Below are 12,198 nucleotides of genomic sequence, written 5' to 3'. Positions count from 1 at the left end.
GGAAAAGCACTCATTTACTTTCAAAGTCGTATAATAGTGTGAAAGAATTGTAGTATCTTTGTGATGGAATCATCACAGATAACACAGAGTATATCAGAATAACCGGATCAGAGGTCAGGTTCGGGGATTTCCCTTATCCTGATGATCTCTTTAATCACAGCCTCTCCAACCTCTTTTGTTCCCGCTTTCCCGCCAAGGTCAGGAGTTTTTACACCATCTGCAAGTACCTTCTGGATAGCAGCTTCCACAATCTTTGCATTCTCCCTCTCCTGAGCGTACTTCAGGAGCAAGGAGATACACCTGATAGCTGCAATCGGGTTTGCAATGCCTTTTCCTGCAATATCAGGAGCACTTCCATGGACAGGTTCAAAAAGGGCATGGTCCTTGCCGATGTTTGCACTTGGAAGCATCCCGAGCCCTCCTTCAAGGTAGGCAGCAGCGTCGGATAGAATATCACCAAAGATATTGGTGGTGACTATCACATCATACCGCTCGGGGTGCTGGAGAACATCGAGAACCAGGGCGTCAATGTATTTTTTGTCAACTGATACACCGATTTTTTCTGCTTCTTCCTGGCAGATCCGAACGAAAAAGACATCAGACTTCAGGATGTTTGCCTTGTTACCAATTGTAAGATGACGTCTTCTTCTGCGGGCACATGAACTTGCAAACCGTGCAATTCTCCGCGACCCTTCCTCTGTCACCAGACGGATTGTGCAAGCCCGATCCTTCTCCTGCCATTCAATCCCGGAATAGAGGCCTTCAGTATTCTCACGCACAATCAGGATATCAAAGCCTGCCCCAAAGACAGGCCTTAAATTTGCATAGAGATCAAGTTCTTTTCTGATGGTGAGAATGACACTTTTGTACGCTGGATCAGGCGGGGTTGTGATAGCCCCGAAAAGAATCAGGTCTGCTTCCTTTAGGGCAGAGCGGGTTGTCTGTGAGAGAGGATCACCGGTCCGCTTCCAGCACTCATACCCGAGGTACACCTGACTGTACTCCCATTCAGGATGAAAGATCTTCAGTACATCAACTGCAGGAGCGATCACTTCAGGACCAATCCCGTCACCTGGTGCAACCACTACTTTCATGTGCTCTTCCTCTCATTCATCAGTTCATACACCGCATCTGCAATCTGTTTTGGTGAGGAACCCCAGTGAACAACCACGCCATGTTTTCCGTTGATTGTCTGAACTCCTGTACGCTCAGCTCTACAACATCGGGCAATGAACGGTTCTTCATGAGCGGCATTTGCAGGACAGATGTCAATAACCGGGAAATCTTTCCCATAACAATCAGAGAGAACCTGCCTGGCAGTCATACAACCCGCAACCTGTTCATTACCGGTGAGGTGATCTGAATCAATTGTGCTGGAAAATCCTCCGGCCCGGCAGGGAAAGACATCTGCTCCGGTCTCCCTGATATCCCTGATATGATACTCAAACTGGATCTCTAACTCACCAAAAAGTCCGGTTGCCTCAAGAGCCCTGATGGTCTCTGCAAGATGGGCTCTCGGTGGTGTTACATCATACACATGGACTGTGGAAAGGGCAGGCAGATCAGGATCGCAGATGAAGGTCTTGTGCTCGTCAATACCGGTGAAAATGATACAGCGTTTCCCAGTCTCTGCAGCCCGGCGAATCAGGTCACCCCGGTTATGCAAAATCACCCGCTCCGGGTATTGATAGACATCACCAGCAGATGCAATCAGACTCACTGTTTTCACCGGTCTCATCATACTGGTCCCTTCCCCGACCTCAACAGAGAGGATCTCAAACCCTTCCGGGACTTCATGAAGCAGGTACTCAGAGAGAAAGTAAACCTGGTCACCTACAGGTTTTTCACCAGCATATCCGACACATTTACAGTGCGGTGGAAAGATCATCTGGAAAGTCTCCTTTTCCAGTACTCTACAAGACCACCGGCATCAAGAATCTCCTGCATCTTAGGTGAGAGTGAGAGACATTCACGTGTTACCCTGTCTGTTCTCATCATCCCGGTTCTGGAGTCATACGTTATCATCTCTCCATTTTCACACGGGAACTCTTCACATTCAAGCACAGGAATGCCGACATTAATGCAGTTCCTGAAAAAAATCCGTGCAAACGACGGGGCTACAACAGCAAGAACTCCGGCCTCACGTAGAGCCATAACCGCCTGTTCACGAGAGGACCCACACCCCATATTTTTGCCTGCAACCAGCACACATCCTTTCAGACGGGGTGCAATGGTAGGATCCAGATCTTCAAAGGCATGCTCAGCCCAGACGCTTCGATCTTTGGTTCTGAGATACCTGCCTGCAATGACAAGGTCTGTATCAATGTCGTCTCCAATGCAGACCGCAGGACCAGAACCTGCGAGAAGGGTCATAAAACCTCCCTGGGATCAGCAATCTCCCCTGCTATTGCACTCGCAGCTGCAGTCGATGGCGAAGAGAGGTAATACGATGCACCAACACCCATCCGGTTTCTAAAGTTCCGGTTCGCAGTTGAGAGCCCTACTTCTCCTTCTCCAAGAACACCCATGTGAGCACCAAGGCATGGTCCGCATCCAGGGGGACAAACAGTACAGCCGGCGGCAACAAGGGTTGCCAAAACACCAGATGTGGCAGCATGCAGGTAATCAGCTTGTGATGCTGGAACGACAACGGTTCTGACTGCGACCTTTTTCCCATCCAGAATTGCAGCTGCTCGGGCCAGGTCTTCATACCTTCCGTTGGTGCAGGTCCCGATAAATATCTGGTCGAGAGGCGTTCCAGCAAGTTCAGATACATTTTTTATTGTATCGACCCGGTGGGGCACAGCCAGGAATGGTTCTAGATCATCTAGTTCAAACCAAATCTCTTCACAATAGAACGGTTCATTGTTGGGTTTTTGCTCCTGGCATGTCTGTCCATATCTGGAAAGATATTCCCTGGTTATTCTGTCTGCATACCAAAGACCTGCCTTTGCCCCGGCTTCTACTGCCATGTTACTAAGGGTCAGCCTGCCTTCCATCGGGATCTCTGATGCCGAATCAACCCGAAACTCAAGACTCTTATACGTAGCCCCATCCATCCCAAGTTCAGCAACATAGCAGAGTGCCAGATCCTTGTATTCAACACCTTTTCCCAGAGTCCCGGAGATGTAAATGGAAATGCTTTCAGGAACCCGGAGCCATGTCTCTCCTGACACCCAGATTCCTGCCATGTCACTCGCACCGACACCGGTCGCAAATGCACCAAGGGCCCCAAGTGTACAGGAGTGTGAATCAGCACCGATGACAACTTCTCCAGGAAGAACACGTCCTTCTGCCATATACTGGTGACAGATACCACCACCGATATCAGAGAAGTGCATACCAGACTTTGTTGCAAACTCCCGGAGTTCACGCTGAAGGTCAGCTGTCTGGCTGGTGTTGGCAGGGGCGATGTGATCGTAGATCACATAGCAGGCTCCAGGGTTTACAATCCCCGGAGCTCCCATTTCATCGTAGATGATCTTGGCCTGAATGCCTGTACCGTCATGACAGAATGCTTTGTCAATCTGTTTGTCACTAAAACTTCCGACCTGAGCACCCAGTATCTTCTCTGACAGAGTTTCCATTGATAATCTCCTTTCCAGTTACGTTTTTGATGATATCCTGCAGAATCTGTGGGGATATGACACACTTGCCTTCGCTCTGCTTCTTGATCTCCTCAAGAACTTTCGTGATCTCCTCATCAGGGAGTTGATACCCGAATGTTGTGAGAATGTGAGTGAGGGCTCGTTTTCCGGTGTGTTTTCCAAGAATGAACTGCCGATCCAGTCCAAGGAGCTGCGGCGGAACAAACTCGTACGTTTCAGGGTTTTCAAGAATAGCTGCGATGTGAATCCCACTCTCATGTGCAAACGCATTTGACCCGACCACCGGTTTGGTTGCCGGCATCATAATCCCGGTATACTGCTGAATCTTCTCGGAGAGGGCAGGAATCTGGGTCATATCATATCGGCTGATTCCCCCTTTCAGAGCGAGGGTAACAAGCACCTCTTCGAGGCTGGCGTTTCCAGCCCGCTCGCCAAGCCCGTTCACCGTTGTGTGCAACTGGTAGGCACCAAGCTCGGCTGCGATGATCGTGTTTGCCGTAGCACATCCGAGGTCATTATGGCTGTGCATCGCTATCGGAACAGGTATATTCTTGACAAGTTCTGGGATGATTGTGGCTACCTCGAGTGGGGTAAGCCGTCCGGTGGTGTCTGCAAAGGTGACATAACTGGCCTTATGCTCTGCAGCCTGCCGGTAGACATCTATGAGAATTGGAAGAGGTGTCCGGGAAGCATCCTCGGCACCGAACCTGACAATGAGTCCATGATCAATGGCGTAATCACACTGCATGAGGGCATTTGCAACAACCTCTTCACGTGGCTTTTTGTATTTATGTTTAATATGGAGGTCTGATGTTGCCACGAACAGACCGATCATGTCAACTTCAGCATCAAGGGCTGCATCAACATCCTCACGGCAGGCCCGTGAAAGTCCACATATCTTTGCATCAAGGCCCATCCGGGAGACAGATCGCACAATCTCCTTTTCATGGACAGAGACTATTGGAAATCCTGCTTCTATCACCTCGACGCCGGTTGCGTCAAGGCGCTGAGCGATATCCTGCTTTTCTTCGAGTGTGAACGAGACTCCAGGAGTCTGTTCACCGTCACGGAGTGTTACGTCACAGATCTCAACATGCCACGGTTTCATGATCAATCACCTCAGGACAAGAGCCATAGACGAGTACTGTCATCGGCCGTTTTGGGATGGTCAACAATTCTTCGAGATGTTTCAGGTCTTTTGCATCACAGACCTGCGGATGTGCAAAGCCCAGGTATGGCAGGGGATCAGGGACCGGCTGACCACCGGTCATGCCCATGCACTGGTTTACCATTACGATACAGAGGAGGGGTAGCCCTTGCTGGTACACTTCAATCAGTCCCTGCAGTCCTGAATGCAAAAGAGCGTAATCCCCTATTAGTGCAGCATTACCAGAAGATGCAGCAACTGCGACAGCCGAGCCCATGCCATAACATGCAACACCAAACGAGTAGGGTGGGTTCATTGCAATAAGGCTGCAACCAGTGTCGCAGACTGCTGACATTCCTTTCTCTGCCATCAGTTCAAACAACGATCTGAACGGGCAGTCAGCACAGAGACCAAGAGTGTTGCCACGCTCTTTGCGGTTTTGCGGTGCTGATGAAGACTGAGCAGGAGGAAGAGGATGTGGTGCAAGACCTGCTGCATGTATCTGATCAGAGCCGATTGCTACACGGACTGCTCTGCCATACATCGTCAGGGTAGGATCGGCAAGACCGGATGCCGGGTTTTTTTCCGGACAGACTAATCCAGGAGTAGGGGTATTGACCGGCTGACTCATCTCTTCAGCACTGACCCGCAGAAGAGCAACCCGTGAAAAATGCTCAGAAGCACATAAGGCATCGCTGACTCCAGATTCATGAATACCGGAAAGAACAGGGATTGATGCAATCGGGCCAAAGTACCGGGAATCCTGAACGGTCATGGTATTCTTCGCGGTCGGGTCATCACCGCAGACAATGACGACACCTGCCCTGATGCCCTGAAAAGTTGCATGCACGAGGGGATCAACGAGGGCATTCATACCCACATGTTTCACAATAACACAGGCACGTCTGCCAGCCAGGGAATCACCAATTGCCAGTTCAAGAGCAACCTTTTCGTTGATGACAAGCCTTGCACCTGACCGCTCTCCCAAAGAAGATACCGGATAGCCGGGAACCGCATAGATTCGATCAGCACACGACCTGATGGTGCGAACAAGCAGATCTTCACCTGATTCACCGGGAGACATCACTCCCTCCCCGGGATCATGTCACATCCCATACATGCCGGACACATCGTCATGGCAATCGAGGGGTCAAGACCTGACTTTTTAAGAGCAGCCTCAAGGTACCTGAATATGAGCCCGATTCGTGATGCATCAGGTCTTGAGAACTCCTTGAGTTCTGCAGTAGGGTTGAGCGGCCTGATAACTGGAATCACACCATCTTTGCAAAGCGAGTCGATACAGTCCTGCATCTCGGTATCACTCTCTCCAAGCCCGAGAATGATATTAGAGAAGACATGCCCTCTTCCAAACAGCCTGACCGATTCCCGGAGGATATCTCTTATAGATCCAAATGAGAGTCCCGGGCACATTGCAGCAAAGAGGTCCGGTGTTGCAGCCTCAAGGTTGAATTTTACCTCAGCTGCCCCTGCTTCTTTGAGTCTTTTTGGAGTCTTTAGGGTAGGATAGATTGAGACACCAATAGGGATGTTGAATCTTGTGAGACGCGAGACTACCTGCACAGCATATGCTTCCTCTTCTTCAATGCTCTCCAAAACTCCGGAGGTCAGGGAGATTGCACCGATTTCTCCAATTACCGATTCAACAAGGCTCTCAATCTCTTCTAGAGTCTTTCGGCTTCCCTTCAGCACCGGGACATTACAGTACCGGCAGGAGAAGATGCAGCTCGGTGTGATGGTGATATATGCCTGTCTCGGGCAGTGAAGGGCAGGATGCTCAAGCAATCCGGAAAATTTCTCATTTTCTATGGTGAGTTCCACCCTTCCTTCTCCAAGATGTTTTATTTGAACCGGAGAAACATCAGCCAGTGAGAGTCTGACACGGTGACCTCCACTTGAGAAGAAGAGAGAACCCCTGCCCCCAGCTCCCGGACCGGCAGTCGAGCGTGTAACATACTCATCAACAGGTTCACCGGTGACTTGTGCAGTTCCAATTGCGAGCAATCGCACTTTTAGATCTTCCCACTGGTTAAGGTCCATAGAGTTCAAGTGCCTCATCATACCGGGTGTAGAACGGGATAGCGGCTATTGCTCCTGTAATACCACGGCCATTCATGATAATTTGGAGGTTTCCACCTTCCAGATTGCCCGCCTCGTCCGGTTCCACCTGGCCACGCTTGACCTTTTCACCGAATGCAAGAAGAATATCAGGAGAGAAGCCGGTATACACTGCCATGCCGGTCTTTTCAGAGAGTGTATACTTTTTGAGCAGCCCGGCAAAACGGTCAATCAGATTCTGCGGGTTTGTAGAGGCAAACTCGGCAACAACTCCGACACAGTTCTTGGTTCTGAACGGCACCGGGAAGAGTTGAACTATGGTATGAGAGAGATAACGGTGCGGACCCGCATTCTTTGGATCTCCGGCCACAGCACGGGCAATATTGTGGACCAGGGTCCAGGTAGCTCCCTGCTCAGGAGTGTCGGTGTCATCAACCCCGATGAGCACCCTCGTATTCCTTGCAAAGGTCAGTGTAGATCCTGCAACCTTACCTCCCCCTGATTCATCATATTCTGAAGAAATGACACCAGCAGCTGTAGCTCGACAGATGGTGGCGCCAACACCACCACCGCCCATACCCCGGTACGAGATCTGGATTGTTGAATCAGAGAGCCTGACTGCACAGATACCTGCAGGAAACCGTGAGCCCTCAAGATTGAGATCCACAGAACCAGTCTTCAGGATGTACCGGTTCATAGAACCAACAGTCCTGACTGAGGTGACAAGCGGGCTCTTGGCATAATGCTTCTTGACCCACATCGCACCCCCGATACAGTCAAAACATTCGATGAGCTCAACTTTGCTGCCATCTTCAGATGCAAGAGCAGTAATCCACGGATAATGAATGATATATGGATCAACCAGGTTAACTTCAGTAGATCTGGTTTCAGATGAAAGTTCTCCAGTAGTTGCCTGAATAGAAGGGTTCATATTTGTCGCCGAAAATTTCGTTAACAGAATTTTCGGTATCAAACTAGATAAACCCTCTCCCGGAAAAAAAGATCAATGATAAGTTACTTCTAGAGACCAGGAATCATCATTCCAACCAATCAGACGAATCATTCCCATACACATATCGCGGATCTGGTACCTGCCAAACCGGGACTTGAACGTGTACGGACCAACCGCTGACTTATAGCGGGCCGCATCGTCTGAAAAGTACCCAGGCCATTCACGCACAATACGCTCAAACTTTTGTGGTTCTGCCTCGTAAATCGCCCTGACCGTAACCTCAAGAACCTGGTACCAGAACTTAACTGCATGGGCGGTTCCCTGCACGGTAACCATTACAGGTTTTGCCGTCTTTGGAATATCCCCAGATCGAAGTCCGGGAGCAGATTCTTCCTGTGCTACGACAGTATGGGTGATTTCGGCCTGGTAAGGCCAGATTTTTCTGCAGAACGCGGCAAGAACACCAGACCGCTGATCAATCTGGAATTTGCGCCAGAGTTTGATCCCTTTCATTGACGTATTAAGTAGGTGCGTATCAAGGGCATACCATGCCTTCTTTGTATCAAAATCAGCGTTCAGGATGGAGGAATTTTCCATCGTGAGAGTAAGGTTGCCAAGACGGTGGAGGTAATCCTGGTGAACGGCCTGCCAATCTGATCCAAGGTGATCCTGCCACCATGCAGTCAGTCCAACTGGCATGATATGATCAATCATCTGCTCAGATGGTGTATCATCGAAAAGATCGATGCCTACTGATGCCTCTGATGCCGGTGACTGATCAGAGAAGTATGTTTCAAGAGCCGTCATTACTACCCAGGCATTAGTATTCTCAGTATCAGGATGGTAGAGATCGCTGTATCTCAGATGATCATCAAACTCATCATCATCAGGCATTCGGTACGGTTCTTCAAGTCGTGTAAAGAACGATGAAACCTGATCCTGAACCGATTCTCCATCCTTGTTGATTGTTCGGCACAAAAGCGAGAAGACCTCTTCATACCCAACGTCAGATCTCCCACACACTGCGCGTCTGACCAGGTAGGTCTCAACCTGCTGTAAAACGGCAGAAAACTGGTTATCTGTAAGTTCAATCCCGTTTTTGTACTCAGGATCATTCCATCCAAAACAATCCATCAAGAATGGTGCGGTAGCATCTGAACCCAGTAGTTTGATCCTGCCAAGGTGTCGTCTGATCTCTTCTGAGATAACCTTCTCAAGCGGGAGAAGTTCAGGCTGAAGCAGGCGGAGGTAGTAGTCAGAGAACCGGTTGATATCCTGCAGAAGGCCTTTAATCTCATCAGGAGGGGCGCCAAGGAACTTTCTCCTGATTGATTCAAAGATCTCTCCAGAGCGGATAGTATCACCGGTTCTCATGCAGAAGTATCGAAGAAATCGTGAGATGAGATCCTGGTGATTCCCAAACCTCTCTTCCATTGGTTTCCAGAACTGATCATACTGGCTTTCAGCGACCTCAGGCGACTCCAGACTTGCGAAAAAGAAGTTTCTAATGAGATCTGATTCTTCGAGCGGAACGCCACGGTAGTTGAGTGCCTCAAACACCTGATTCGGATTTTCACCCTGGTCAAGCTCAATGTATACAACACAGAGATCTTCGGTGATTACCTGCTGCAGAGCTGTGATATCAAGATCACCTGATTCGTCTATTTTACGCCAGAAGAAGTCAAAACACTCGACAATCCGGGAATCGTGCTCGAAGTTATAGTCCTCATCAAAGATGTGATATAGAGATGATTTGTCAACCCGGGTAGGGATGACTACATATTGCCCTTCGCCACTTCGCGGGCTATTTTTAAGGAAGTCAGAGACCTGTTCGTACAGTTCGTTGACACCACGTTCTTTCGCAAACGCACGAATCACCGCAAGAATGATACTGATGGTGGTTATCCGCTGCTGACCGTCGATGATAGTATATTTGTCAAGATTTTTCTCATACTCCCTAACTACAACGATGGATCCGAGGAACCTGTCAGGTATCTTATCCCGCGGACTGCCCACTTTCAATGAGTATTGTTCGGTGATGTCTGACCAGAGCTGATCCCACTGGGCTCGTGACCATACATACGGCCGCTGAAAAAGCGGCACCACATACTGTTTCGCACCGTTATATAGATCCCAGACTGAAGACTTCGCCGCCTTCATCGTACACATCCCCCAAGATGATATCGTATTCTGATCCCATAGTCTCACCGGAATGGATCTGATAATAATACTGATTCAGGAGTGCCGTGTGCCACTGGAAGTATCGCCTGTGCAACAGATATTGCAGAAAAAAAGGATTACCAGGCCTCTACAAAGGCTGCATTGGTATAGATATCCTCAAGCCGTGCCTTGTGTCCAAGTTCCATCTTGGAGAGCTCGGCAAAGAGTTTCTTCTGTTCTGCATCTGTACTTGCATCAGAGAGCTTCTGGTACATGTGCATTGCATCCTCTTCCTTTTTGATAGCGATCTTAAGGCCGTCAAGGGGCTTTAACTCGGTTGTTAGGGCAGGTGCCTCAATAATGTCTGACAGGTGGTAATCCTTGACCTCGTCAAACTTAAGCTCCTTCTTTGAGCCACTGAGGTACTCCTGAAGAGTCTTGCGGTGATAGGTTTCCTGCTCTGCAAGTTCAAGGAATGTACCTTTGAGTGCTTCATCTTTTACCCGTTCTGAAACGGTCTTGTAAAAGGTGTATGACTCAACTTCCTTGTCGATTGCATCCAGCAGGACCTTCTTGAATTCGTCGTGTTTCATGTGTTATCATCCTCGAGATAACGTATCAGACAGCCTTAGGTAGATCAACCACACAGATCTCCCAAGCTTTCCACAGGATCTTGTTTGTTCGAGGTATCTTTTAAGCGTTTTGGGATGAATCTACTGATATTTTAGCGATAAAAAAAAGAAATATCCGGATTTGTCCGGATATTTGCCTCATGACTGGTATCTCATCAGTCATGCCGGTAGTATATACTCCAAAAAATTCACTTATGCGAGAATTTCGTGGAGTTTGAGCTGGAAGGGTCCGAGTTTTCCTTCGTAGTTTCCTGCGCTGATAAAGGTTACACCCGGAACTTTTACTGCAGCCTTGATACCTGCAGCCATTGCCTTCTTTACTGCTGCTTCGTCAACACCGTTGATAACGAGTTCGTAGATAGACTTGACGCCTTCAGGAACCTTGGTGTCTGGAACCTTGTCTCTGATGCTTGGGCAGTACTGCTCGTTGGTTGTTGCCGGGATCGGGAACTTGTAGTTCTTGGACCCGACCTTGGATCCAGATGCAACGATTCCGCCTGGGAAGCTGGTGATAGTTCCCTTGACCTCAAGGATTGCATCAGATGCAGCCTGTGCACCAAGAAGTGCAGCCATCTGGTTCTCTGCCATCACAAAGAAGTTGCCACCTGCGACACCCTTGACCATACCGAAGACCTCTTCTCCGACATAGTCTCCTTCCATAATTGGGATCTTCCAGCAGGCACGCCCGCCAATCTCAACCTTGGACTCGAACTTATCGCCAAAGAAGTGAATTTTGATATCAAACTTCTCTTCAGCGTCCGGAAGGCCGTTGAAAACCGAGGTGGTTGCTGCAGTAAGAACGCACTCTGCGATACGCTCCATAACCTGCTCTGGAAGTTTCTTCTTTGAGGCACAGATCATAATAGAGACACCCGGGCGTCCGTCCGGAGTCTCGTCGCCGCTGAGGTAGCCCTCAATGCCTGCCTCACAGGGACAGCCAATGGCCGAGGTTGCAAAGCCGGTTGCCTCTACTGCAGCCTTCATGGCGTATTCCCGGGTTACACCGGTAATGATCACGCGGCAGACCCAGATGGGAAATCCTTCTGCAAATGTGTTGTCAATCGTTACACCGTTCAGTTCCATTACGGATCCTCTGTTCTGAGGTCAGCCGGATATCCCAATAATGGTTTCTTATTGGATCCAGGAAAAATCAAAAATGGCCTTATAAAGGTTCTGGAAAACCACAGGCCTGCAAGACTTCAGGGCCTGATAACGGGACTGACTGGGCAGATTTCATACCAAGAGCTGAAAGGGCCAGAATAGAACTTGGAAGTTGAATCCCGTAAAGATCAACAACCTTGACAGGGTGATCATATTTTTGTACTATTTTTCTGACTGTGCCTCTGTCAATAATAATTCCAAGTTGGTCAAGAATGTGTGAAGTGTACGAGAACGAGTAGGTTCGGGACAGTACCAGACATAGGTCTATGATGGGAGAGCCAAACCTGCTGCTTTCATAAAAAGGAGCATCAGCATAACAGAGATGACCACAATCCCTGCAATGGAATCTCTTAATGTATACATTAATTTGAGAGATACCATCTTTTGTTTTTATAGTTGAGAAGCGCCGTTTTTTGAGATCGTGAGATATTAATTGGCCTGAGCAAATTGGGCATCCAGAAG

The 12,198-nt window shown here is 49.0% G+C and carries 12 protein-coding genes; all 12 read right to left on the bottom strand.

Annotated elements, in window-relative coordinates; genetic code table 11:
- Positions 1–107: 107 nt before the first annotated feature.
- Positions 108–1,094: an isocitrate/isopropylmalate dehydrogenase family protein gene (locus tag VN429_RS01535; RefSeq protein ID WP_325629056.1), complete on the bottom strand. Its 987-nt coding sequence runs from the start codon at positions 1,092–1,094 to the stop codon at positions 108–110.
- Positions 1,091–1,888 carry a DUF7714 family protein gene (locus VN429_RS01530; protein WP_325629054.1) on the bottom strand — a complete coding sequence of 266 codons (798 nt, stop codon included), beginning with the start codon at positions 1,886–1,888 and terminating at the stop codon, positions 1,091–1,093. Before VN429_RS01530 ends, VN429_RS01535 begins: the two co-directional genes overlap by 4 nt.
- Complete coding sequence (locus VN429_RS01525) at positions 1,885–2,373, bottom strand: LeuD/DmdB family oxidoreductase small subunit (RefSeq protein WP_325629052.1); 489 nt, start codon at positions 2,371–2,373, stop codon at positions 1,885–1,887. Before VN429_RS01525 ends, VN429_RS01530 begins: the two co-directional genes overlap by 4 nt.
- The gene (locus tag VN429_RS01520) at positions 2,370–3,587 is read right to left on the bottom strand and encodes an aconitase/3-isopropylmalate dehydratase large subunit family protein (protein ID WP_325629050.1); all 1,218 of its coding nucleotides are present in this window, start codon (positions 3,585–3,587) and stop codon (positions 2,370–2,372) included. Before VN429_RS01520 ends, VN429_RS01525 begins: the two co-directional genes overlap by 4 nt.
- Complete coding sequence (locus VN429_RS01515; RefSeq protein WP_325629048.1) at positions 3,538–4,716, bottom strand: homocitrate synthase family protein; 1,179 nt, start codon at positions 4,714–4,716, stop codon at positions 3,538–3,540. Before VN429_RS01515 ends, VN429_RS01520 begins: the two co-directional genes overlap by 50 nt.
- On the bottom strand, positions 4,697–5,839 hold the full coding sequence (locus VN429_RS01510; protein WP_325629046.1) for a thiamine pyrophosphate-dependent enzyme: 1,143 nt from the start codon (positions 5,837–5,839) through the stop codon (positions 4,697–4,699). The genes VN429_RS01515 and VN429_RS01510 overlap by 20 nt, the downstream gene beginning before the upstream one ends.
- Positions 5,839–6,813, bottom strand: a complete 975-nt coding sequence (locus tag VN429_RS01505) for a radical SAM protein (protein WP_325629045.1) — start codon at positions 6,811–6,813, stop codon at positions 5,839–5,841. Before VN429_RS01505 ends, VN429_RS01510 begins: the two co-directional genes overlap by 1 nt.
- Positions 6,803–7,762, bottom strand: coding sequence for a methanogenesis marker protein 11 (mmp11, locus tag VN429_RS01500; protein WP_325629044.1), 960 nt, complete (start codon positions 7,760–7,762; stop codon positions 6,803–6,805). Before mmp11 ends, VN429_RS01505 begins: the two co-directional genes overlap by 11 nt.
- A 72-nt stretch (positions 7,763–7,834) precedes the next feature.
- Positions 7,835–9,943, bottom strand: a complete 2,109-nt coding sequence (locus VN429_RS01495; RefSeq protein ID WP_325629043.1) for a DUF262 domain-containing protein — start codon at positions 9,941–9,943, stop codon at positions 7,835–7,837.
- A gap of 137 nt (positions 9,944–10,080) precedes the next feature.
- A complete protein-coding gene (locus VN429_RS01490; RefSeq protein ID WP_325629041.1) occupies positions 10,081–10,536 on the bottom strand; it encodes a ferritin-like domain-containing protein in 456 nt (151 codons plus the stop codon).
- Positions 10,537–10,767: 231 nt separating this feature from the next.
- Positions 10,768–11,658 carry a formylmethanofuran--tetrahydromethanopterin N-formyltransferase gene (fhcD, locus tag VN429_RS01485; RefSeq protein WP_325629039.1) on the bottom strand — a complete coding sequence of 297 codons (891 nt, stop codon included), beginning with the start codon at positions 11,656–11,658 and terminating at the stop codon, positions 10,768–10,770.
- A 79-nt stretch (positions 11,659–11,737) separates the two neighbouring features.
- Positions 11,738–12,198 (bottom strand): hypothetical protein (locus VN429_RS01480; protein ID WP_325629037.1); only part of this gene is annotated, 461 nt, incomplete at its 5' end.

Source organism: Methanospirillum sp., from assembly GCF_035560735.1.
In the GTDB taxonomy this organism is placed as follows: Archaea; Halobacteriota; Methanomicrobia; order Methanomicrobiales; family Methanospirillaceae; genus Methanospirillum.
Note: the sequence above shows the minus strand (reverse complement) of the source record. Positions and strands in the feature narration are given on the sequence as shown.